This window comes from Erythrobacter sp. S267 (assembly GCF_057365045.1).
In genome coordinates this window covers 522,760-545,275 of sequence record NZ_CP200298.1, presented here as the reverse complement: position 1 = coordinate 545,275, position 22,516 = coordinate 522,760, and the positions used below count along the sequence as shown (strand labels likewise).

Sequence of the window (22,516 nt, the reverse complement as noted above, 5' to 3'; positions counted from 1 at the left end):
GCTAAATAGCGGAGCTGAAACGCTGTGTCGCCTCTTGCCGGTAAGTGTCGAACACACTCGCGATGGTTCGAGCGTATGGCAGGCCTTCGGGGGTTACGATCAAAGTCAGGCCTTCAAGCCGGGCTAAATCACGCGCGATGAAAGGCAATAGGTGATCGCGCTGTTCGGCCAAAAGGCATGGGCTCAGCTTTGCTGCATTCTTGCATAGCAGGCCCATGATAACCTCGTCGATCATCTGGTCCTTGGGGCTGCGCACGATTCCTTCATACGCGCTCAAAAGGCCTTGTGATGAAAGCATCCGATAGCGGCCCGAGTTCTTCTCGTTTTGAGCGATCAGATCGGGGAAGATATTGATCGCCGAGGCCCCCAAGCCAAGTAAAACAGGCGATGGGTCATCTGTGAACCCTTGGAAATTGCGGTTAAGGGCACCCGCGCGTGCGGCCACGGCCAAGGGGTCTTTCGGACGCGCAAAGTGGTCAAAGCCAACCGCCTGATAGCCCTGCGCAGTAAGATATTCGAAGCCTTGCCGGGCCATTGCAAAACGCACATCCTTGCCGGGCAGTGCAGCCCCATCAATCACCTTTTGACGCGGGATTAGATGCGGCACGTGGGCATAGCCAAATAGGGCGATCCGATCCGCCTCCAGCAACTTTGCGTATTCTAGTGTATCGGCAAGGTCTTCCTGAGTTTGGAAGGGCAGGCCGTACATAAGGTCGAAGTTAAGCGATGACACGCCCGCGCTGCGCAACCAGTCAATAGTCCTGCAAATCACTCCATCACCCTGCTCGCGGCCAATCGCTTTCTGGCAGTGCGCAGCGAACGTTTGCACGCCAAGGCTTGCCCGGGAGATGCCAGCCTCGCCAATAGCCTCTGACCAATCGCCCGTCATCGTGCGCGGATCGATCTCTATCGACCATTCGGTCTCATGCAGCCAGAAATTGCGGTTCAGCGAATCGACAAGCTCGATAAACTCCGATGGCAGGATCGCATTGGGGCTGCCCCCACCAAAGGCGATGCGGCGCACACCCGCCTCGCGCGGGAGGAGTTTAGCGACCGCCTGGATCTGCGTATGGAGCGCACTCAGATAACTCTCCACCCGCTGGCGCTTTCCACTCGCCGCAGTGTTGCAGCCACAATAGAAACAGATTTTCTCACAGAAGGGGATGTGCACATAGAGCGAGATATCGCCTGTGGTCTGCTCGATCTGCGTCTCCAGCGCTCTGGGAGGTAACTCGCTAAAGTCGGCAGCTGTGGGGTAGCTTGTGTAGCGCGGGACAGGGGTTTCGAGAAGTTCCGGGTAATAGGGCCACATCTTGGGATCGCTCCATCATCGTTTGGATCCGGCATTTGCCCTCGCAGGAACGGAGGGAGCAATGCCGAAACAGAGCTATGGGACCAAGCCAATGCGGCGTCTTTGCGTTAGATCAAATTGCTCCCTTTGCTCTTCTCCCGACAGGTGCCTGCATGGCATGCTTGGGGATCGCAGGGGTGGTCCTTCATGGGGTTGTTATCACCCAGCGGAATGCTGGTCTGCCCACCGCCGCACAGCTCAACAAGGAGCGATTTCTCTTCGTGTGGAAGCGGCCCCGTCACCATCGGTACAAGGGCGGCGATCCCAAGAAGCGCTTTGATCACAGCTCATCCCCTTCCTCATCGATGAGAATGCGCGCAGCAGCGCCTTCCATGTCCTCGTACTGCCCCGATTTCATCGCCCAAAAGAAGGCGATAAGGCCAGCTGCGCCCATGCCAAGGGCAATGGGAATAAGGAACATGAGAATTGTCATTTGGTAGCTCCGTTCAGGCGCAAGGAGTTGGCGACCACCACAAGGCTGCTCACTGACATGGCGATGGCAGCGATAAGCGGGGTGACGTAGCCAAAGAGGGCAAGCGGCACGGCGAGGACGTTATATGCGATGGAAAAGCCAAAGTTCTGACGCACCACGCGCATGGTGGCGCGAGCGGCTTTGATCGCGAGCGCGACAGGCATCAGCTTCTCGCCAAGAAACACGGCATCAGCCGCCTGTTTGCTGGCATCGCTTGCCGTGCCCGGCGCGATCGAGGCGTGGGCTGCGGCCAAGGCAGGGCCATCGTTCAGACCATCACCGACCATCAAAGGCATTCGGCCTGCGTCTTTGAGTTTTGCAAGCGTATCCAACTTGTCTTTGGGGCTCGCATCGCCATAGCCGCGGATGCCGAGCGTTTTAGCGACGGTCTCTACGGCGGCGCTGCGATCGCCGGAAAGGAGCGATGCTTCCATCCCGAGCTCGCGTATTGCCTCCAGGGTCTCGCGTGCATCGCTGCGAAGCGGATCATGGAAGGTGATGGTCTGGGCCTCATTGCCGATACTAAGCGAGCTGGTGAGGCCGGTTGGCCCAGCCTGATCTGGGGTCTGATCCGGAGCCTGATCTGCACCTGTTGCAGGACGACCAAGGGTCACGCTTTGCCCGTCCCAAAGCGCGTGTATGCCTTCGCCGGGCACTTCGGTGATATCGGTAAGCGCGGCTGGTTCGACGCCATTGGCACGCAGGCGGCTCGCAAGGCCCTTGCTCAAGGGATGCGCGCTCGACTGGGCGAGCGCAAGGGCAATGGATTGCTGCGTTGCACTGAGCCCTATAATTTGCGGCACAGCTTCGCCCACGGTCACCGTGCCGGTCTTGTCCATCAGCGCCGCATCGCATTCTGCAAGGCGTTCGAGGGCGCTACCGTCTTTCACGAGAAGCCCACGTTTGAGGAGCGCACCTGAAGCAACGACCTGAGCGGTGGGCACGGCAAGACCCATGGCGCAGGGGCACGTGATAATGAGCACCGCGATGGCGATGACGAGCGATTGGTGCCAGCCAGCGCCTGCGATCATCCAACCCACAAAGGCAAGCGCAGCGAGGCTGTGCACCACAGGCGCATAGGCGCGGCTCGCCCGGTCGGCGATGCGGACATAGGAGCTGCGCGATTGGCCCGCTTCGTCCATCAGCCGGGCGATGTCGGCGATAGCGGTGTCTTCGGCTGTTGCGGTCAAACGCACGCGAATGGGGGCTGCAAGGTTGATTGCGCCGGCGAGAACATGGCTCCCGACTGTGACAGGCTCAGGCAGGCTCTCGCCCGTCAGCATGGAGTTGTCGATGGCGCTCGTGCCCTCGATGATCTCACCATCGGCGGCCAAAGCCTCGCCCGCCGCGACAAGCGTGATCATGCCAGGTTCAAGGTCCGCTGCGGCAACGGTGCGAGTGGCGCCATCTGCACCGATGACTTTGGCCGATTTGCCCATCCGCCCCAGCAGTGCTCCAATCCCTGCCCGGGTCTTGTCGCGCATCACAGCATCAAGTGTGCGCCCTGCAAGAAGGAAGAAGAGCAGCATCACAGCGCTCTCAAAATAGGCGTGAACGCCGCCGGTTGCGGTTTCATAGACGCTAAGCGCGGTTGCGAGCAGCACACCGATAGAAATAGGCACATCCATATTGGTGCGCCCATGCTTCAAAGCCATCAGGGCCGAGGCGAAGAAGGGTCTTCCGGAATAGGCGATAACGGGAAGTGCGATGAGGGCGGAAAGCCAATGGAAGAGCTCACGCGTTGTTCCTTCTGCCCCAGACCATATGCTGATCGACAGGAGCATGATGTTCATCATGCCAAAGCCCGCCACGCCCATCGCGCGGACCAGCTGCGTGCGCTCATTGTCGTCAGCGCCAAGCGGGTTTTCCTCAACCGCCTGCGCTTCAAACCCGAGCTGCTCTAACGCCTGTGTCAGGGCCGCTTCGTCGATCCGTGGCGCGTGCTCAATCGCGACGCGCTTGGCGGAGAAATTGACGCGCGCGCTGGCGATACCTTCGACCTTTGCGAGCTCGCGTTCGATCTTCGCTATGCAGCCTGCGCATTTGATGCCGGGCACGGTAAAGCGCGTTGCGGTCAGCTCTGGTGCAGCAAGGGCGGTGGGTGCGTTCACTTAAAGCTCGCTTTCACTCATCCAGATGTCTTCGCCAGAAGTGATGGTGAGGCGCATGATCCATCGGCCTGCGTCAACCGCGCTGGTAGAGACGAAAGTGCCATCTTCGCCGGGTGAGAACGATAGGCTTGCAAAGGCATGCTCTCCAATCGGGCGCCGCAGCTCGGCGCTCACTGTAGCGCCATCAGGCACGTCCAGCGTCGTGATCGTCACAAGGCCTGCTTCATCACGCGCGGCCGAGGCGTTCCACCCCAACGCTTTCGAAGCCTCGGCAGCTTCCAGCCAGCCGTTGAAATTCTGGCTGGCGACATAGGAGTTCTCGACCACAATCCCGTGAAAGCCACCGACCGCGCGGCTCGCCATGTAGAAGTTGACGGCTGCCACAATGCCAAAGCCGATGATGAGCACACCGGCCATATGGCGTCCTGTGAATTTGCTAGGTGCTTGCCTGGTTGTCTCATGCGTCATCTCAATCATCTCCGGGAGAGGCAAAGGTGGTTTCGGCGCTGTCTTGCTCGCGCTGTTCGTCGAGCGAGGTCACTTGGAAGGTGAAGCCGTCCACATCCGAGCCATCAGGAACGACGACATAGGTGCGAACAATGCGGGTTTCGTCTGCGGGGACTAAGACGGTCTGAGAGCTCGCCGCGCTCTCCCGCCCAATCCGGTCGGTCCACATGGCCGCGCCATCCGGCAAGCCGACCAGAGCGATCTCCATATCGCGCGGACGAGCCTCCATATTGCGCAGGCGCAACGTGTAGGAATTGCGCACTGAACCGTCCTTCATCAGCATGTAGGGCGGATTGCGATCAGGCGAGACGGTGATGTCAGTGTGCGAGCGTGTGCCGAGCGCGAACAGCATCGCAACGCCGATAGCTCCCCAAATGCCGAAATAGATGAAAGTGCGCGGGCGTAAGGGAGCTTTCCATGCGGGGGTTGGAGCAGCGCCCGCCGCCTCCGCCTCGCATTGTTCGAGCGTTGCGTAGTCGATGAGGCCGCGGGGGCGCCCCACATCCTTCATCACCCGGTCGCAGGCGTCGATGCACAACCCGCAAGTGATGCAGCCGACTTGCTGGCCTTCGCGAATGTCGATGCCGGTGGGGCAGACCGCAACGCATTGGAGGCAGTCGACGCAGTCACCGTAAGCCTCCGGGTTCTTGGCGGCTTTCTTGATGCTGCCGCGCTTTTCCCCGCGCCAGTCCTTGTAGGTGACGATCAGCGATTTTTCATCGAGCATCGCCGCCTGAATGCGCGGCCAGGGGCACATATAGATGCACACTTGCTCACGCATAAATCCGCCGAGCCAGAAGGTCGTGCCGGTCAGGATCGCGACGGTCGCGTAGGCCACAAACGGAGCCTCTCCGCGCCAGAACTGGTAGGTCAGGGTGGGGGCATCGGCGAAATACATGATCCACGCCCCGCCGGTCCAAAAGGCGATGAGGAGATAGACGGCCCATTTGCTCAAACGCCGAGTGGTTTTAGAGACGCCCCACGGCGCCTTGTCGAGCCGGATGCGGGCATTGCGGTCGCCGTCGAAAAAGCGGTCGACGTGCTGGAAGACATCGGTCCAAACGGTTTGCGGACAGGCATAACCGCACCATGCCCGGCCTACGGCGCTGGTGACGAGGAACAGGCCAATGCCTGCCATGATCAAGAGCCCTGCAACGAAGTAGAATTCGTGCGGCCAGATCTCGATATCGAACATGTAGAAGCGTCGCCCGGCAAGGTCGATCAGCACCGCTTGATCGGGCGCATAGGGACCGCGATCCCAGCGGATCCAGGGCGTGACGTAATAGACAGCCAAGGTGACCAGCATAATCAGCCATTTGAAACGCCGGAAGGGCCCGTCGATTCGTTTGTTATGGACTGCCTTGCGTTTCTCATAGAGCTTCACCGGAGGCGGCGCATTGTCGAGCCGCTTGGCCGCGATGGGGTCGGGCTGATGCGTGTTCAGCGCCGCGCCCCAATCGCGCTTTTCTCCTTTGGAGGCTGGCTTGAGATCAGCCTCGCTCATCGTCTCCGACCTCGGTTGAAGAAGCGACTTCATCTGGAGTTTCCTCAGCGGGCCCCTCCACCTCTGCCGCCTCGCCGCCACCACGAGAGTGGACATAGATGCTCAGCATCTTGATCGTGACCGGATCGAGCTTGTCGCTCCATCCCGGCATGACGCCGTGGCGCGGGGCGAGGATTTGCTGACGAATGCTCGCCTCGCTGTCGCCATAGAGCCAGATCGCATCGTTCAAGGCAGGCGCGCCCTGCGCCCGGTCGCCTTCGCCGGCGGGCTGGTGGCAGGCGGCGCAATTGTCAGTGTAGAGTTGAGCGCCAGCGGCGCTGCTCGATCCCTCTCCACTCAGGGACTGGACATGAGCGACCAGCGCGTCGACCTCTCCATCAGAGAAGATGCCGTCAAAGGCTGGCATGAAGGTGATGCGGGTCTGATCCGATCCCTCCCAACGAACGCCATGGGTAAGCGTATACTCAATATCGGCGAGCGATCCGCCCCACAGCCAGTCATCATCGTTTAGGTTGGGATAGCCATATTGCTCATACCCAGCCGCGCCCGCGCCATGGCACTGGACGCAGTGCTGCTTGAACGCCGAAGCGCCGCCAGCGATGGCTTGGTTCAGCAGCTCTGGATTGTTGGCAAGGTCATCAAGATCGGTCGCCGCAATCTGCGCAAAGGTGCCAGCGCGCGCTTGCTCAGCGGCGGTCATCTCTGCATTCAGCTCTCCGCGGCTGGACCAGCCCAGCGTGCCTTCGGTCGCCTGAGAGATCAGCGGCCAGGCCGGATAGAGCACGACATAGACGACCGACCATGCGACCGTCGCATAGAAGGTCCACAGCCACCAACGCGGCAGCGGAGTGTTGAGCTCTTCAATTCCGTCCCATTCATGGCCGACAAATTCGGTGCCCGTGGGCTCATCAATACGGTTGTTCTCAGGCATGATCGTCACCTTCGAAAATTGAATGTTTGGCGCGCTCCACACTGTCGCGTGAGCGAGGCAGGAAGCTCCATCCGCACAGCAGCAGATAGAGGCCGAAAATCATGACCAGCCAATAGCTGTCGGCGAAGTGGCGAAGGGTTTCGTAAAAGGTCATCGGCCGCTCTCCTCTGCCAGAACCGCCTGGGCGGCCGCGCTGTCGACATCAACCAGAGTGCCAAGCATCTGGAGATAGGCGACCAGCGCATCCATCTCCGTCACGGTCTCGGGATCGCCATCGTAATCGCGGATTTGCGCCTTGGGATACCGCTCCTCCAGATCGCCCGGATCGCGCATCGGATCGGCTTGAGCGAAGAGGTCATTCTCCGCCATCTCGATATCAACATCGCTGTAGGGTACGCCGACGCGCTGGAGCGCGGTGAGGTGTGCGGAGATGTCCGAGATTTTGAGCTTGGTCTCCGCCAAGAAAGAGTAGCTCGGCATGATGCTCTGCGGCACCACACTGCGCGGGTCTTTCAAGTGCTGAACGTGCCAGTCATCCGAATAGCGCCCGCCCACGCGCGCCAGATCCGGCCCTGTACGTTTGGAACCCCATTGGAACGGGTGGTCATACATGCTCTCAGCCGCGAGGCTGTAATGGCCATAACGCTCAACCTCGTCGCGGAACGGGCGGATCATCTGGCTGTGACAGGTGTAGCACCCTTCCCGAATATAGATGTCGCGGCCCGCTTGCTCGAGCGGAGTGTAAGGACGCATGCCTTCTACTTCCTCGATTGTGTTGTCGATCCAGAAGAGCGGGGCGATCTCTACGATCCCGCCAATCGCGACCACCACCAGCGTGCCGGCGGCCAGCAGGGTGACGTTCTTTTCAATTTTCTTGTGGCCCTCGAAAGCGCCCTGATTTGGTGAGGAATTGCTCATCTGCTGGGCTCCTTATTCTGCGGGTTGTGGTTGGGGGTTTGAAGGAAGCGGGCGGTCCGCCTCCTCGTCGTAAGACATGTCGCCCATGGGCGCTTCGTTGCGCACCTTCCCGGCAATGGTCATCCAGATGTTGTAGGTCATGATGATCGCGCCAGAGAGGTAGAGCAGGCCGCCAAAGGCACGCATCAGATACATCGGGTGCAGCGCGGTGACGGTGTCGACGAAGCTGTTCACCAGATATCCGTCGGAGCCATATTCGCGCCACATCAGACCTTGGGTGATCCCGGCGACCCACATGCTGGCGGCGTAAAAAACGATGCCGAGCGTTGCGAGCCAGAAGTGCCAGTTGATCATCCGCAGCGAGTACAGACGCTCCTTCTTCCACAGCTTGGGAACAAGGTAATAGACACAGGCAAAGGTGATCATGCCGTTCCATCCCAGTGCGCCGGAATGGACGTGGCCGATGGTCCAGTCGGTGTAGTGCGACAGCGAGTTCACCGCCTTGATCGACAGCATTGGGCCTTCAAAGGTGCTCATCCCGTAGAAGGCGAGCGCCATGACCATCATGCGAATGATCGGATCGGTGCGGACCTTGTCCCATGCGCCGTTCAGCGTCATCAACCCGTTGATCATCCCGCCCCAGCTGGGCATCCACAGCATAATCGAGAACACCATGCCCAGCGTCTGCGCCCAGTCGGGCAGAGCGGTGTAGTGCAAGTGGTGCGGGCCTGCCCAAATGTAGAGGAAGATCAGCGACCAGAAGTGGATGATGCTCAACCGGTAAGAATAGACCGGGCGTCCCGCTTGCTTGGGCACGAAGTAATACATCATCGCCAGGAAGCCCGCGGTCAGGAAGAAGCCGACCGCATTGTGGCCATACCACCACTGAGTCAGTGCATCCTGCACCCCTGCAAAGGCAGAGTAGCTGCGCGATCCCAGCAGGCTCACCGGCATCGACAGGTTGTTGACCACATGCAGCATGGCGACTGTGATGATGAAGGCGAGGAAGAACCAGTTGGCGACGTAGATATGGGGCTCTTTGCGCTTCAGCAGAGTGGCCACAAATACTGCCAGATAGGCAAGCCAGACAATGGTCAGCCACAGATCGACATACCATTCAGGCTCTGCATATTCCTTCGACTGAGTGACACCCAGCAGATAGCCGGTTGCCGCGAGAACGATGAACAGCTGGTATCCCCAGAACACGAACCGCGCCACGCTTGGCAGGGCCAACTGCGTGCGACAGGTGCGCTGGACGACGTAGAAGCTGGTTGCGAGCAGAGCGTTGCCGCCAAAGGCGAAGATCACCGCGCTGGTGTGCAGCGGGCGAACGCGGCCAAAGGTGAGATAGGGCTCAAGGTTCAGAACCGGGAAGGTCAGTTGCAACGCGATGAAAAGCCCGGCGAGCAATCCCGCCAGACCCCAGAACATCGTCGCAATCACACCCCAGCGCACGACGTCATCGTCGTACTTTTCCGGGCCTGTGGGCATCTTGAAGAGGCCTTGCGCGCTCGCCAGCGGATCATAGCTGCGCAAAGTGGCAATGATCACAATGAAGGCGACCAATGCGATGATCCCCATATGCACGGCAAAGCCAGCGTCTTGTGCGCCCGCCATCGCCGCAATCGCAGCTAACAGCACAATGGCCCATAGCGCGAACCGTCCGAGTACAGATTCCATGATTTCGATCCCTTGTTGATCTGAGGCACCAATGAAGCCGCAGATCGATCCCGTATTTGACTCAAATCAAAGTGCCGCAGAATTTCTGGTCACTTTTGCCCCAATCGGCCCATTCAAACTGTCAGGTTGCTCAGACAATCGGTTCAGACAGCGCGCCGTATTCCCGTCCATGTGGCGCAAAACTGTCCATTCAAGTTGACACAAATTGGCATACACTTTCAGCGATTTCATTGATCTGCATCAAATTTTAAAATTTAATCAGGCGGCTTCCTGCACATGGCCAGCCCGCTCCCTCAACCTAGACAGATTTCTTAAGAGCACCCGCGATCGGCCCGGTGTTTCAATCACGTCTTCGCTTCGCAATTCGGTCAATTGGCGGCTGACCGTTTCGATGGTGAGACCTAGACTATCAGCGATGTCGCGCCGGGACATGGGCAGGTCTAAAGCAATGCCATCGTCCGAGTGGAAACCGATGCGCTCCTCCATGCTGATAAAGAAGCTCGCGATGCGCTCGCCTGCAGTTTTGCGGCCGAGCGAGATTGTCTTCTCGCGGCACCGGGCAAGCGCCTTCAGCGCGCGCTCCAACATATCGGAGATCATTAGCGCCTCTTCCTGCGCCAATTGAAAGAACTTGTCGGCAGGGAAATAGATGAGCTCACAATCCTCCAGAGCGATCAGGGAGTAGGCATGCGCACCCCTTGCCGGGACCGACACCAGGTCCCCTTCAAAGTTGAAGGCGACAATTTGCTCTCGCCCTTGTGAGGCTTGTGCGACCAACTTGGTGCTGCCACGCGCGACAAAAATGATTTGATCTGAGCCATTACCTTTGAATGGCGCATCCCCTGCACGCGCGCTTGCATAGCGGGCGACCGATTGGAACTTGAGATGAGTCGCATCGCTCACATTGAGGGGTAAGACCTTGGTAGCAAATCGTTCAAACAGGTCAGGAAAGGTCATGGCACGGAGCCTCTACATAAGTGTGGCTCTGGCAACGATCGCCAGAAAGCCTCTCCCGTTTGAGGTGATATGGAGACTTCCACATTGATCTGAATCAATGCTGGCAATTTTTCGCGGCTCTATTTCGACCTCGACAGCAAAAACCCTGGGCCGCGACGGGTGGCCGCTGCTGTCATGGAAGAAAAGGAAATGAAAAAGATACTGCTTAGTATGGGATCAATCGCAGCAGTCCTCATAAGCTCACCAGCCCTTGCGCAGGAATCCAGCGGATATGAAGCGGGCGATTTTCAGCTCAAAGTTGTCGGTACGCTCGTTGCGCCTGATGGCGGGATCGAAACAGTCGTGACCGACGCGGTGGGCCTTCCTGCTGGCACTGATACTGCAGCAAACGACAACTTCGTGCCGACAATCGCGATTGAATATTTTGTCGCCGACAACTTCTCGATCGAGACCATCGCTGGCACCACGCAGCATGATGTCGACGCCGTGTCCGGCCTGCCTGCCGGCACCGAAGTGGTCTCGAACGCCCTTCTTTTGCCCGCGACCGTCACTGCAAAAGCGCACTTCGATGTGGGCGGAGTGAAACCCTATGTTGGGGCAGGCGGTGCCTATTTTATCTGGCTAAAGGATAGTGAAGGTGCAGGTATCATTCCGTTAGGCGCGACCGATGCGGATCTGTCGGATGAGTTTGGCTTCGTGCTGCAAGCCGGCGTTGACGTGCCCATCGGTGATAGTGGATTTGGAGTGACACTTGATGCCAAGCGCTATTTTATAGACACCACTCTGCAGGTGAGTGCGGGCAATACGCTGGTGCTTGAGACAGACCACAAGCTTGATCCATGGGTTGTAAGCGCTGGCGTGTCTTTTCGCTTTTAACGCGCGGACGGGACGGTTCTGATTGGTGGGCCGTCCCTTTAAGGAGAGGGACTTGCAAGAGAGTTTGGCCGACGACCCAAAAAGGACGGAGAAAAAGCTCACAGTCGATGACTTACGGCTTGCACTGATCGCGGGGTGGGATGATTTTCGTTTTGCCCCGCTGTTCGGATTGTTCTTTGCTAGCATTTTCGTCGTGGGTGGGCTTGGTCTCGCTTACGTTTTGATTGCTCTTGGTCAATACACTTGGGGGATCCCCGCGATTGCGGGATTTCCTCTCATCGCTCCCTTCACAGCCGTGGGCCTATACGAGGTCAGTCGTCGGCGCGAGTTGGGCTTGCCACTGCTGTGGTCTCGAATCCTTGGCGCTGTACGCGGTCGCGGGGATGAGCAGATTTTGAGCATGGGCGTCATCATTTTTGTGGCGTGCGGCTTTTGGGTGATTGTTGCCCATGCCATCTCTTCTATCGCCATTGTTAGCGCAGGCGCTGGATCTAAATCGCTCGCCTTTCTCGTAACCCCAGCTGGCCTCGTAATGCTAGGCGTAGGGGGGGTGTTTGGCGCTGTCATCGCGTTTGTTTTTTTCGCGGCCACCGTCTTTAGCTTACCCATGCTAGTGGACCAGAAAGTGGACGTCCTCACCGCGATCTTCACAAGTTTCTCGCTTGTTCGCCGCAACTTTGCCGTGATGCTTGCTTGGGCGATTGTGATTGGCGGCTTGTTGTTTGCAGCCATGATACCGGGGTTTCTTGGCCTTCTGGCGGTGCTGCCTGTCCTTGGGCATGCGACCTGGCATTTGTATCGTCGGAGCCGCACCTAAGGGACGGCAGAGGTCAGACCTCGTTCAATCAGTGTGCGTGATCGCGGTGCCAGTTTGCATCCGATTTTGGGCCGATAGCGGAAGGTCTGCTTTCCATTTATGAATTGCCAGAAGCGGACAGTCCACAAACGACCCAACTGCTGCCCCTAAGACGAACTCTCCTCATTGCCAAAAGCGAGAGCGATCTCGATCGCCACACTCGATTTGCGAATGCAGTTGATTGACGTACGGGCCCAAGATCAACGTAAGCAGGATCGATATCGAGACCGCGGAACCGCCGCCCCACACGTTCAGCGGCGATCAGGCTGATGCCCGAGCCGAGGAAGATGTCGAGCACAAGCTCGCCCAGTTTGGTGATATCCTTGTAGGCATCGGCAACCATGGAGACCGGTTTGACCGTGGGATGTAACGTCAGATCCTCGCCGCGCGATCCCTTCATCGAGTTCACGCTTGGATAATCCCAGACATTCGTGCGGTTGCGACCGTGTTTACCCAGCTCAACATTGTTGGTGTGGGCAGCGTTGCCAACACGATAGACGAACACCATTTCGTGCTTGGAGCGATAGAGCGATCCCATCCCGGCATTGCTCTTGTTCCACACGCAGATGTTGAGGAACTCGTCATAAACATCCTCAACCGATGCGGTTACATCGTCCATATGACGCCAGTCCATGCAGACAAAGTGGACCGCACCATCGCGCGAGACTGTGGCACACGCCCCCAAGGTGTCAGCTAGGAACGCGCGGAACTCAGCCTCGCTCATCTCGCCCGAGGCCATTGCGAACTCGCGGTGGCGGCCCTTGGCATTGGCATGGCCGTTGATCTTTACGTTGTAAGGTGGATCGAGGAATGCGCAGTCGATGGATTCATTCTCGCCGATGATGCGCTTCAGGAACGCGAAATCGCGCCCGTCACCACATCCTATGCGATGCTCGCCAAGCTGCCAGATATCACCGAACTGCACACGTGGGCTTTTTGGCATGGGCGGGATGACCTCATCATCCGGATCATTGCTTTCAGCCAAGACCACATCGATCTCACCGGGACTAAAGCCAGTTAGACCAAGATCGATCTCGACCTCCGGCAATGCCAGGTCGGCAAGCTCAAGCTTGAGGATCTCGCTGTCCCAAGCTGCATTGAGCGCGATCTTATTGTCGGCAAGCCGGAGCGCCTTTTTCTGCGCTTCGCTCAGACCATCAAGCGTGATCACCGGGACCTTTTCGAGGCCAATGTTTTTGGCGGCCCGCAAGCGACCATGGCCTGCGGTCAGATTGCCTTCCGGATCTGCGAGAATGGGATTAGTGAACCCGAACGCCTCGATTGAAGCAATGATCTGTTCGATCTGGCGTTTCGAATGGGTCCTTGCGTTGCGAGGGTCGGGGAGGAGCTCAGTCAGCGGCCTGTAGACCACTTCGAGCGCGCGATTGGCATGAGAGGATGCCTTGGGAGTGGATTTGGTTATATAGTGAACAGACCATGCCCAAAGTGGCATTCGGAGGGGTCTGCGGATTATTTTTCGACATCCGCCTGTGGATTACGGGGATCGGCGAGTGTCGACTGGACTTCCGCCCCGATCCGAGCATCTGTGTCACTCGCGCCCGGCTTCTCGGGCTGGTCTCGGTGACGGCGACCATTTTGGCCGCCGGGTCAACCGGAGACAGACATGACCAGCCCAACTACGAGAGCGCCAGCAACCAAGCTCGATACGCTTGAGAAGCTCCTCGGGCGCAAGAACGGCGCGACTATCTAAGAGATGGCCAAGGCCACAGGATGGCAGCAGCACTCAGTACGCAGCGCAATGGCAGCCGCACTCAAGAAGCGCGGTCACATGATTGCATCAGAGAAGACCAAGGGCACGCGCCGCTACCGGATCGAGGCCACACAATGACCGGCCGGGTTGAACACCTGGTTGCCCAGATCGAGGAGCTCGAACTCGATGGACTGCGCAGCTTCTGGACGGAACGCTACGGCGCCCCTCCACCTCTGCGTTCAGAGCCGATCATGCGGCAGCTCGTGGCATGGCGCGTCCAGGCGCAGGCCGTGGGCGGGCTGGATGCTGATACCCGCAAGGCTCTCGCTCGATCTGGTCCTGTCCAACCTGAAGGCAAGCATCTGGAAGGGTCGCGAGGTCACTGTGGTGGATGAGGAGAAGGGGTTCCGGTGGGAGGACGAGGTGTTTCCCAGCCTCTCCGCCGCTGCGACCGCAATCGCCGGTTCCCGCTGGAATGGCCCGCGGTTCTTCGGCTTGCGAGACAGTTGATGGAGGGCAAGGTCAAGCGCTGCGCGATCTACACCCGCAAGTCGTCCGAGGAAGGCCTCGACCAGTCCTTCAACAGCCTCGATGCAAAGCGCGAAGCCTGTGAGGCCTATGTCCTGAGCCAGGCCTGCGAGCGCTGGGAAGCAATGCCGAACCGCTACGATGACGGCGGGTTCTCAGGCGGGAACACTGAGCGGCCGGGATTAAAGGGGCTGCTCGCTGACATCGAAGCAGGGACGGTCGACATCGTGGTTGTCTACAAGATCGATCGGCTCACCCGCAGCCTTGCGGACTTTGCGCTTATCGTCGAGATCTTCGAGCAGAACGACTGCAGCTTTGTCTCGGTCACCCAGTCGTTCAACACCACCGGATCCATGGGCAAGCTTATGCTCAATGTCCTGCTCTCTTTTGCGCAGTTCGAACGTGAGGTCACAGGCGAGCGCATCCGCGACAAGATTGCAGCCTCAAAAGCCAAGGGCATGTGGATGGGCGGCAACTTACCCTTGGGGTATGATGCGCCGAGCGAAGGCACCCGCAAGCTCCGGGTCAACAACATCGAAGCCGACAGCGTCCGCTACATCTTCAAGTGCTACCTTGAGCCTGGCTCGGTCCATGCCCTGGTTCATGACCTCAGATCATGCGGTATCGTTTCAAAGCAGCGCATCACTGCCAAGGGGCGCACCATCGGCGGCAAGCCGTTCAGCCGCGGGGCGCTGTCTCATATGCTTCGCAACCGTATCTATCTCGGCCAGATCACGCACAAGGGCGAGGTGCATGACGGTGAGCATAAAGCCATCATCAGCACCGAGTTGTTCGGGCGGGTACAAACAAAGCTCGATGCACAGGTGAGGAGACACAAGACAAAGGCTGCCCAACGCACCATTCGCGCGCCGCTTGTCGGCAAGCTATTCGATTGCACCGGCGGGCCGATGAGCCCGACCATATCGCGCGGCAAGTCAGGCAAGTCCTATCGCTATTATGTGTCGGCCTCGCTCCAACAGGGTACTCGAACCGCCGATGCCGATCATTTGCAGCGTGTGTCGGCGCCCGAAATTGAGCAGGTTCTCATCAATGCAATTGGACGATGGGTGCACAAGATCGAAGATCCACTTTCGATCATCCGATCAGCCCGCCTCAGCGAGCAAGGCCTGCAAATCACGATCGATAGAACGCCGGCCACAAGCATCGTGGCAAGGCTCGCAGAAGATGAGATTATCCTTGATCGCATTGGAGACAGGCTGACGGTGCTGCTACCGATCCTGTTCGCATCGCGCGGGAGCAAGCAACAGATTGTCTCGGCCACTTCACGACCGCCGCAGCCTGATCTCGTATTGATCACCGCCCTGCGCAAGGCGCACTGGATGCTGCGAAACGAACGCGGGATGCCACTCATTAAGACCGCGCCAAGCTCACCCTACGATCGCAATATCCTTCGGTTAGCGTTTCTCGCACCCGACATTCAGCGTGCGATCTTCGATGGTCGCCAGCCGCTCCACCTCAACCTCGAGGCGCTCAAGAAGATAGCGATACCGTTGGCTTGGTCGAAGCAGCGCAAAGCGTTGGGTTTTGCAGATCCGAGCGCTCCCTGATCCGGCGATCAAATACCCTGATATCGGTGATTAAAGTCCCTGTTCTGGGCAAACAAATTCCCTGTTCCGGCGAAGAACAGGGAAACGCCGAATCTGAGTACATAACATACTGGAAAGTGGGCGATTTATCCGAGCGACATGGCCCAGCTTAGCTCGAAACCATCTGTTATGGGCCTCAAATCTACAAATTTCCCTGTTCTTTCCCTGTTTAACAGGGAAACCGAACCGATGTTCGCTAGCCAAGAGACGAGGGCTGCAATCGGGCCCTGAATCGCGCCCAGAGACTGTCCGAATGATGCGGGCGTTACGGATTGAGCCTGAATAAGCGCCGGTTCTCAGCAGGTTGCGAAGCCCCCTGAAACCAGAGACTAGTGCTGGGAGTGGGTGGCGGAGAGACAGGGATTCGAACCCTGGGTACTCGTGAGAGCACAACGGTTTTCGAGACCGCCCCGTTCGACCACTCCGGCATCTCTCCGCATTCCTGCGAGCAGCTTTGACGCTAAACTCACTGCCACTACGCTCATAGGCGTGGTGGCTGGTCATTGGAAGCGCGCCGGTTAGCGCAAGGGTCCTCGCTTGCCAAGCCCCCTTGCGCAGCTGATTGGACCTGTGGCGCTCCGAAATTCGGGCATATCTTGGGACGCCCGTCCCCAAACCGCTTGTTTTGGAGAGGAACAGGTCCATATTCGAGTGACTATGGAACGCGCGCACTTCTTCTCCAGCCAGGCCGGGCGCACCATCAATGCTCCCCGCCAAACCCGCAGCCGCTTCGGTATTGGCGAAGTGGTCCGCCACCGCCTGCTCGACTTTCGCGGTGTGGTGTTCGATGTCGATCCGGTCTTCGCCAATAGCGAGGAATGGTACGAATCCATCCCAGAAGACATGCGCCCGCCGCGCGATCAGCCGTTCTATCACCTCCTCGCGGAGAATGAGGAATCGAGCTATGTCGCCTATGTCAGCCAGGGCAATCTGGTCTCTGACGCAGTCGGCGGTCCGGTCGATCATCCCACCGTCCCGCAATTGTTCGAACAGTTCAAGGATGGCCGCTATCGCATGCGGCGATCTCTAACCCATTGATTTAGAACAGCTAATCGCCACACTCACGGATTGATAAGGTTGTTGTCGTAGGAAAACCCTATGGCAACACGGCTCTCCCATCAGCACGGGTCGCTTCGGCAACGTCTTGACCTTGCTCTTTCGCGCGAATTGCGCGTGGGTGAGCGTGTGCAATGGTCAGGCATGAAGCTTGCCCGGGTCGAGTGGACCCATTTTGGGATCTATGCCTTTGCCATTCCCTGGACCGCCTTTGCGCTGTTCTGGACCATTATGGCAGCTGCCGGTATCGGCTCTATCGAGAAGAATGACGCAGGCATCCTCGCTTGGGCCTTCCCACTGTTTGGACTGCCTTTTGTGCTCATAGGCTTTGGGATGATGGCGATGCCCTTTGCCTCGATCTTCTTCAGGGGGCGCGTGCTGTTCGCCGTGACCAATCAGCGCGTGTTGCAAATCACGCTTGGGCGCAGCCTCACGGTAAAATCGGTCCCGGCAGAGCGGATTGGCGAATGGGTGCGCAACGAAAGTCCAGATGGCACAGGATCGCTGAAACTATCGGTGCGTGTGGGCACGGATAGCGACGGGGACAAGCACACAGAAAGCTTCGACCTTGGCCGCGTTGCCGACATCATGGCCGCCAACCGCGCGGTCGAGGCGCTCAGCGCCTAAAGGTCAGCTCTTCAGCTTCCAGCCCTTGCGCAGCAGCGCGTAGACAATCAGCGCGATGACAATGTTGAATACGCCAATGCCAATTGCCGCTGCAACAACCGCGCCGCTATCGCCAATATCGCTCTGTCCCAGGAATCCATAGCGGAAGCCAGAGATCACGTAGAAGAACGGGTTCAGTCGGCTCACCGCCTGAAAGGCCGGGGCCAGATTGTCGATGACGTAGAAAGTGCCTGACAAAAGCGATAGCGGCGCGACAACGAAATTGCTGATCGCCGCATTGTGATCAAACTTCTCTGCCCAAATCGACGTTGCAAGGCCGATCAGCGCGAGCATTGCCGACCCCATCAGGCCGAACCAGATGACCGCCCAGGCGTGCTCGATGTTCATCGAAACGCCCGGCCACAGCACCATCGCAAGCGCCACAGCGCCCCCGACTAGCACCGCGCGCGTGACAGCTGCTCCGACGATCCCGGCCATCAGCTCTCCGGAAGAAAGTGGCGGCATCAGGTAATCGATGATCGTCCCCTGGATCTTTCCGCCAAGCAGCGAGAAGGAGGAATTTGCAAAGGCGTTTTGCATCATTCCCATCACGATCAGACCGGGCGCGACGAAGCTTGCGAACTCCACACCCAGCACTTCGCGGCCTCCACGGCCCAAAGCGACAGTGAAAATCACCAAAAACAGCAAAGTTGTGACGGCTGGAGCCCAAATCGTCTGCGTCTGGACCTTGAGAAACCGTCGCACCTCCTTCATATAGAGGGCAAGCAACCCAATTCGGTTGATCCCGGAAATCACCGGAACGCCGCGCTGGGGAAAATTGGGTTTTGTTGAAAGCTCGTCTGCCATGGGCTCAGCCGCCTAAGGCTTCTCGTCCGATGTGACAAGCAGCGCGAAGGTTTGGCTGGTGGAAGGCAGCAAGGCGGGCAAAGAACGGATAGGTTATGAGTTGGACTGACGAGCGTATCGCAACGCTCAAAAAGATGTGGGAAGGCGGATCGACCGCCAGCCAAATCGCTGAAGAACTGGGCGGGGTCAGCCGCAATGCCGTGATCGGCAAGGCGCACCGACTGGGTCTGAAATCGCGCCCCTCGCCGGTGAAGGCGAAGGACAAGAAGGCTGCGACCAAGAAACCTGCGGCAAAGACTACGACGACCAAAAAGGCAGCGAGCAAGCCCGCAGCGAAACCCGCCGCCAAGGCGCCTGTCAAAGCGGCTGAGCCTGCGGCCAAGGCCAAGCCTGCGACAGCCGCTTCAGCCAAGGATGGCAATTCTCAGCCCGTCCCCAACCCGACGCCCGATCTGCCCAAGATCGTGTCCGTCGGCCCCGGCGGCTTTCTGCGTCAGGGTCCGGGCGATCAGCAAGCGCCGATCCCCCCTGCCCCGCCACGCCGTCTGGTGCCTGCCAAGCCCAGCCCAGAGATCGCGGACAAGACCAGCTTGCTCGACCTGTCGGACAAGGTCTGCCGCTGGCCGATGGGCCATCCGGGTGAGCCGGACTTTCACTTTTGCGGCAAGCCAGTGAACCCCGGCTTCCCCTATTGTGTTGAACATTGCGGGCGTGCCTATCAGGCTCAGCTCCCCCGCGGCGCACGCCGTCCCCCACCGCCCCTGCCCTTTGGCGGGCCGCGAGTACGCTAAAGGGGCGTTCGCTGAAGCAAATAGCCAAAAGGCCCGGTCGCTCCCAAGCTGCCGGGCCTTTTCACAACACGGAGAGACACAATGCCACTGACACTCCACGAAGCTTTCGTCCCCACCGCCAAGCAAATCCTGGGCGGGATGCGTGGGATCATCGACAAGGCCGAGGCCCATTGCGCAGACACCGGCATGGATGCGAGCGAGCTTTACGAGGCCACTCTGGCTGAAACGATGTGGACGCTGCCTTGGCATGTGCGCGCGGCTTGGGTCCATTCAGGCTTTGCGCTGGAGCTGTACAAAACTGGCGAATTCTCACCCGATTTCACTGACCTACCCAAGGATTGGGACGCGATGCGCGAGATGGTGGATGACGCGCAGGCAAAGCTCGACGCGGTTGATCCGGAAGCTTTGGAAGCCATGGCCGGCGACACGATCCATTTCGTGCTGGGCGGCAAGCGGCTGCTGGATATGCCAGCGCAGCGCTTCCTGCTCTCTTTCAACCAACCCAACTTCTATTTTCACGCAACAACCTTTTACGACATCCTGCGCATGAAGGGCCTAGCCTTGGGCAAACGCGACTTCACAGGCGGCTGATCGGGAGTAGAAATTTGCCAAAACTGACGACTTTGAACGCCGCTTTCGCGGCCTCGTTGCTTGTGGGCCTGCCCACTGCCGCTCATGCCGAATTGCCCGAGGCAGTGCAGGCCATGATCGCCAAGGCGCAAGAAGCTGACGACATTGAAGCTATGGCGGTGATCATCGACCTGGCGGATGAGACGTTCCCCGGCAATTCGGACGAATTGAACGCGATCATGTCTGCCTATCGCACCCGGGTTGAAGCCAAGCTTGCAGCCGATGCGGAAGCGCAAGCTGCCGCTGAGGAAGCCGCAATCCGCAGTCAGGGCCTCTTGGAAGGATGGAGCGGGCGCGGAGAACTGGGCGCGTTCAACTCTACCGGCAATTCGAGCAACACCGGCGTCACCGGCTCACTTGCGCTCACCCGCACCGGCATCAATTGGCGCCACAAATTGCGCGCGCGGGCAGATTTCCAGCGCAGCAATGGCGTTACCACGCGTGAGCAATTCCTAGCCGCCTACGAACCCAATATCGACATCACAGATAATCTGTTCCTGTTTGCCCTGGCACAGTATGAACGCGACCGGTTTCAGGGTTTCTCAGCGCGCTATTCCGTCTCTGGAGGTCTAGGCTGGCAGGTGATCGAGAATGAGAGCATGACGCTGTCAGCCCAAGCCGGCCCAGCCTATCGTCAGACCGATTTCACCGATGGCACCTCAACCAGCAACCTCTCTGGGCTAGTCAGCGCCGATTTCGACTGGCAGATCAGCGACAACATCGCCTTCACGCAGGATGTGACCGCTTTTCTCGAGACCGAAAGCAGCACCATCATCTCCGACACCGGCCTCCAAGCCGGGATTGCCGACAATGTCTCTGTGCGCCTGTCCTACTCGGTCGAGCACGACACCGATCCGCCGCTGGGCGCAGTCAAGACCGACACGCTCAGCCGCTTCACGATCATCTACGACTTCTAAGCGCCTGCTTACTGGCTGAGCGCGGCGTCGATTTCGGCCAGTCTTGCTTCAACTTCACTGGCTTCCAGAAAGGAGCCGGTGAAGGAATTGCGCGCGAGCTTCACGATGTCCTCGGAGCTTAGCTCCAGCGCGTCACCGATGGCGCGGTAATTGTCGTTGATATAGCCGCCGAAATAGGACGGATCGTCGGAATTGACCGTCGCCTTGATCCCGCCATCGAGCATCCGTTTGACCGGGCTTTCGCCGATCTCGTCGATCACACACAGTTTGAGGTTGGAGAGCGGGCAGACCGTGAGGGTCAGTCCATCCTCGACAATGCGGGCGACCAGCTTGTCATCCTCCAGCGCGCGGTTGCCGTGGTCGATCCGGTCGATGCCCAGCGTGTCGAGCGCCTGCCAGACATATTCCGGCGGCCCCTCCTCCCCTGCATGGGCGACCAGCTTCAGACCCAGCTCGCGGCACTTGGCAAAGACGCGCGCGAATTTCTCTGGCGGGTGGCCGACTTCCGACGAGTCCAGTCCCACACCCTCGATCCGGTCAAGCCAAGGCTTGGCTTCCTCAAGGGTCGCAAAGGCGTCCTCTTCGCTGAGGTGGCGCAAGAAACACATGATGAGCTTGTAGGAGATGCCGAGCCGCGCCTCGCCTTCCTCCAGCCCGCGCAGGATACCCTTGATCGCAGTGTCGAAGGCAATGCCGCGTTCCGTATGGCCTTGAGGGTCAAAAAATATCTCAACATGGCGCACATTGTCGGCGTGAACCCGCTCAAGGTATGCCATGGTGAGGTCATAGAAATCCAGTTCCTCCACCAGCACGCCCATGCCGAGGTAGTAGAGGTCGAGGAATTCCTGCAGGTTTGAAAACTTGTACGCCTCACGCACCGCTTCAACGCTGTCATAGGGCAGCGAGACCCCGTTGCGCTGGGCGAGCGCGAACATAAGCTCCGGCTCAAGCGAGCCTTCGATATGCAGGTGCAGCTCCGCCTTTGGGAGGCTCGCAATCAGGGCGTCGCGCTGGGCTTTGGTGGTGTGCGTCATGGGCGTTGTTCCATCACTCGGGGGCCTTGAGAATCTGATCAGCGCTGGGTTTGCTGGCGCGGATTTCGTCTTCGGAGAGGCCGTTGATTTCATGCGGGAAGATCAGCCAGTCCTCGGTCTCACGCATATAGTAATCCGGCACCAGATCGGTCTGGTTTTTGGACGGCTTGTAGAACACGGTTGCGATCTTGATCGTCTCGGGCGTGTTCTTGCGGCAGCGCTTTTTGAGCTCGGCAATGAAGGCTTCAACCGACTTGCCCGTGTCGAACACATCGTCGACGATCAACAACGCGTCCTCCGCCTCCAAAGTGTCGATCAGATAGCCCAGAGCATAGACTTTCACCGTGCGTGATTGCTGGCCGATGCCCATGTAAGAGGAGGTGCGGATCGCGATATGGTCGCACTCAATCCCGCGATATTCGAGCAGTTCCTGAACCGCGATCCCAATCGGCGCACCGCCGCGCCATATCCCGACGATGTGGGTGGGGACGAAGCCCGATTCGACGATTTGGTTGGCCAGCGCGAAGGACAGGTCGAGCAGCTCGTTCCCATCGAGGAATATCTTTTTGTCCACGCTAGCTCCTGATTGCCGTCTGCTCCTTCTGC

25 protein-coding genes and 1 tRNA gene are annotated in these 22,516 nt (G+C 58.8%); 11 read left to right on the top strand and 15 right to left on the bottom strand.

Annotated elements, in window-relative coordinates:
• Position 1: 1 nt before the first annotated feature.
• From hemN to AC0V6X_RS02375, 10 genes are all read right to left on the bottom strand, one after another.
• On the bottom strand, positions 2-1,312 hold the full coding sequence (hemN, locus tag AC0V6X_RS02420; protein ID WP_486183001.1) for an oxygen-independent coproporphyrinogen III oxidase: 1,311 nt from the start codon (positions 1,310-1,312) through the stop codon (positions 2-4).
• A 319-nt stretch (positions 1,313-1,631) separates the two neighbouring features.
• Entirely contained in the window at positions 1,632-1,784 is a 153-nt protein-coding gene (gene ccoS, locus AC0V6X_RS02415) for a cbb3-type cytochrome oxidase assembly protein CcoS (RefSeq protein ID WP_486183000.1), read from the bottom strand.
• The gene (locus tag AC0V6X_RS02410) at positions 1,781-3,934 is read right to left on the bottom strand and encodes a heavy metal translocating P-type ATPase (RefSeq protein WP_486182999.1); all 2,154 of its coding nucleotides are present in this window, start codon (positions 3,932-3,934) and stop codon (positions 1,781-1,783) included. Before AC0V6X_RS02410 ends, ccoS begins: the two co-directional genes overlap by 4 nt.
• Positions 3,935-4,402, bottom strand: coding sequence for a FixH family protein (locus AC0V6X_RS02405; protein WP_486182998.1), 468 nt, complete (start codon positions 4,400-4,402; stop codon positions 3,935-3,937).
• A gap of 1 nt (position 4,403) precedes the next feature.
• The gene (ccoG, locus tag AC0V6X_RS02400) at positions 4,404-5,978 is read right to left on the bottom strand and encodes a cytochrome c oxidase accessory protein CcoG (protein ID WP_486182997.1); all 1,575 of its coding nucleotides are present in this window, start codon (positions 5,976-5,978) and stop codon (positions 4,404-4,406) included.
• Positions 5,932-6,876: a cytochrome-c oxidase, cbb3-type subunit III gene (gene ccoP / locus AC0V6X_RS02395; RefSeq protein ID WP_486182996.1), complete on the bottom strand. Its 945-nt coding sequence runs from the start codon at positions 6,874-6,876 to the stop codon at positions 5,932-5,934. The genes ccoG and ccoP overlap by 47 nt, the downstream gene beginning before the upstream one ends.
• Positions 6,869-7,030, bottom strand: a complete 162-nt coding sequence (locus AC0V6X_RS02390; RefSeq protein WP_486182995.1) for a cbb3-type cytochrome oxidase subunit 3 — start codon at positions 7,028-7,030, stop codon at positions 6,869-6,871. Before AC0V6X_RS02390 ends, ccoP begins: the two co-directional genes overlap by 8 nt.
• On the bottom strand, positions 7,027-7,794 hold the full coding sequence (ccoO, locus tag AC0V6X_RS02385; protein ID WP_486182994.1) for a cytochrome-c oxidase, cbb3-type subunit II: 768 nt from the start codon (positions 7,792-7,794) through the stop codon (positions 7,027-7,029). Before ccoO ends, AC0V6X_RS02390 begins: the two co-directional genes overlap by 4 nt.
• Positions 7,795-7,806: 12 nt before the next feature.
• On the bottom strand, positions 7,807-9,474 hold the full coding sequence (gene ccoN, locus AC0V6X_RS02380; RefSeq protein ID WP_486182993.1) for a cytochrome-c oxidase, cbb3-type subunit I: 1,668 nt from the start codon (positions 9,472-9,474) through the stop codon (positions 7,807-7,809).
• 258 nt (positions 9,475-9,732) lie between these two features.
• Complete coding sequence (locus AC0V6X_RS02375) at positions 9,733-10,431, bottom strand: helix-turn-helix domain-containing protein (protein ID WP_486182992.1); 699 nt, start codon at positions 10,429-10,431, stop codon at positions 9,733-9,735.
• A gap of 189 nt (positions 10,432-10,620) precedes the next feature.
• Here AC0V6X_RS02375 and AC0V6X_RS02370 point away from each other — a divergent pair, with 189 nt between their 5' ends.
• Positions 10,621-11,307 (top strand): OmpW/AlkL family protein, encoded by a 687-nt coding sequence (locus tag AC0V6X_RS02370; protein WP_486182991.1) that lies wholly within the window; start codon positions 10,621-10,623, stop codon positions 11,305-11,307.
• A gap of 52 nt (positions 11,308-11,359) precedes the next feature.
• Complete coding sequence (locus tag AC0V6X_RS02365) at positions 11,360-12,124, top strand: DUF2189 domain-containing protein (RefSeq protein WP_486182990.1); 765 nt, start codon at positions 11,360-11,362, stop codon at positions 12,122-12,124.
• A gap of 97 nt (positions 12,125-12,221) precedes the next feature.
• Here AC0V6X_RS02365 and AC0V6X_RS02360 read toward each other — a convergent pair whose 3' ends face one another.
• Positions 12,222-13,616: a site-specific DNA-methyltransferase gene (locus tag AC0V6X_RS02360; protein ID WP_486182989.1), complete on the bottom strand. Its 1,395-nt coding sequence runs from the start codon at positions 13,614-13,616 to the stop codon at positions 12,222-12,224.
• Positions 13,617-13,877: 261 nt separating this feature from the next.
• On the opposite strand from AC0V6X_RS02360, the gene AC0V6X_RS02355 reads away from it, so the two are divergent.
• The 4 genes from AC0V6X_RS02355 to AC0V6X_RS02340 are packed head-to-tail and all read left to right on the top strand — an operon-like array spanning position 13,878 to position 15,970.
• Positions 13,878-14,012, top strand: coding sequence for a DUF3489 domain-containing protein (locus tag AC0V6X_RS02355; RefSeq protein WP_486182988.1), 135 nt, complete (start codon positions 13,878-13,880; stop codon positions 14,010-14,012).
• A complete protein-coding gene (locus AC0V6X_RS02350) occupies positions 14,009-14,269 on the top strand; it encodes a DUF2924 domain-containing protein (RefSeq protein ID WP_486182987.1) in 261 nt (86 codons plus the stop codon). The genes AC0V6X_RS02355 and AC0V6X_RS02350 overlap by 4 nt, the downstream gene beginning before the upstream one ends.
• Positions 14,178-14,384, top strand: a complete 207-nt coding sequence (locus tag AC0V6X_RS02345; RefSeq protein ID WP_486182986.1) for a DUF2924 domain-containing protein — start codon at positions 14,178-14,180, stop codon at positions 14,382-14,384. The genes AC0V6X_RS02350 and AC0V6X_RS02345 overlap by 92 nt, the downstream gene beginning before the upstream one ends.
• Positions 14,384-15,970, top strand: a complete 1,587-nt coding sequence (locus AC0V6X_RS02340; protein WP_486182985.1) for a recombinase family protein — start codon at positions 14,384-14,386, stop codon at positions 15,968-15,970. The genes AC0V6X_RS02345 and AC0V6X_RS02340 overlap by 1 nt, the downstream gene beginning before the upstream one ends.
• A gap of 385 nt (positions 15,971-16,355) precedes the next feature.
• Here AC0V6X_RS02340 and AC0V6X_RS02335 read toward each other — a convergent pair.
• Positions 16,356-16,445 (bottom strand) — tRNA-Ser (locus tag AC0V6X_RS02335).
• Positions 16,446-16,666: 221 nt separating this feature from the next.
• Between AC0V6X_RS02335 and hspQ the strand changes: the two genes are divergently transcribed.
• Both hspQ and AC0V6X_RS02325 read left to right on the top strand, forming a co-directional pair.
• Complete coding sequence (hspQ, locus tag AC0V6X_RS02330) at positions 16,667-17,047, top strand: heat shock protein HspQ (protein ID WP_486182984.1); 381 nt, start codon at positions 16,667-16,669, stop codon at positions 17,045-17,047.
• Positions 17,048-17,107: 60 nt separating this feature from the next.
• A complete protein-coding gene (locus AC0V6X_RS02325) occupies positions 17,108-17,692 on the top strand; it encodes a hypothetical protein (RefSeq protein WP_486182983.1) in 585 nt (194 codons plus the stop codon).
• Positions 17,693-17,695: 3 nt separating this feature from the next.
• On the opposite strand, the gene AC0V6X_RS02320 is transcribed toward AC0V6X_RS02325, so the two are convergent.
• Positions 17,696-18,538, bottom strand: a complete 843-nt coding sequence (locus AC0V6X_RS02320) for an ABC transporter permease (protein ID WP_486182982.1) — start codon at positions 18,536-18,538, stop codon at positions 17,696-17,698.
• A 95-nt stretch (positions 18,539-18,633) separates the two neighbouring features.
• Here AC0V6X_RS02320 and AC0V6X_RS02315 point away from each other — a divergent pair, with 95 nt between their 5' ends.
• The 3 genes from AC0V6X_RS02315 (at position 18,634) to AC0V6X_RS02305 (ending at position 20,876) form a co-directional block, all read left to right on the top strand.
• Positions 18,634-19,329: a GcrA family cell cycle regulator gene (locus tag AC0V6X_RS02315; protein WP_486182981.1), complete on the top strand. Its 696-nt coding sequence runs from the start codon at positions 18,634-18,636 to the stop codon at positions 19,327-19,329.
• Positions 19,330-19,410: 81 nt separating this feature from the next.
• On the top strand, positions 19,411-19,920 hold the full coding sequence (locus AC0V6X_RS02310) for a DUF1993 domain-containing protein (RefSeq protein ID WP_486182980.1): 510 nt from the start codon (positions 19,411-19,413) through the stop codon (positions 19,918-19,920).
• 14 nt (positions 19,921-19,934) lie between these two features.
• Complete coding sequence (locus tag AC0V6X_RS02305) at positions 19,935-20,876, top strand: DUF481 domain-containing protein (protein ID WP_486182979.1); 942 nt, start codon at positions 19,935-19,937, stop codon at positions 20,874-20,876.
• 8 nt (positions 20,877-20,884) lie between these two features.
• Here the strand turns inward: AC0V6X_RS02305 and AC0V6X_RS02300 are convergent, their stop codons facing one another.
• Positions 20,885-21,910 carry an adenosine deaminase gene (locus AC0V6X_RS02300; protein ID WP_486182978.1) on the bottom strand — a complete coding sequence of 342 codons (1,026 nt, stop codon included), beginning with the start codon at positions 21,908-21,910 and terminating at the stop codon, positions 20,885-20,887.
• Between the two features lie 13 nt (positions 21,911-21,923).
• Positions 21,924-22,484, bottom strand: a complete 561-nt coding sequence (locus tag AC0V6X_RS02295; RefSeq protein ID WP_486182977.1) for a phosphoribosyltransferase — start codon at positions 22,482-22,484, stop codon at positions 21,924-21,926.
• Positions 22,485-22,516: the final 32 nt, after the last annotated feature.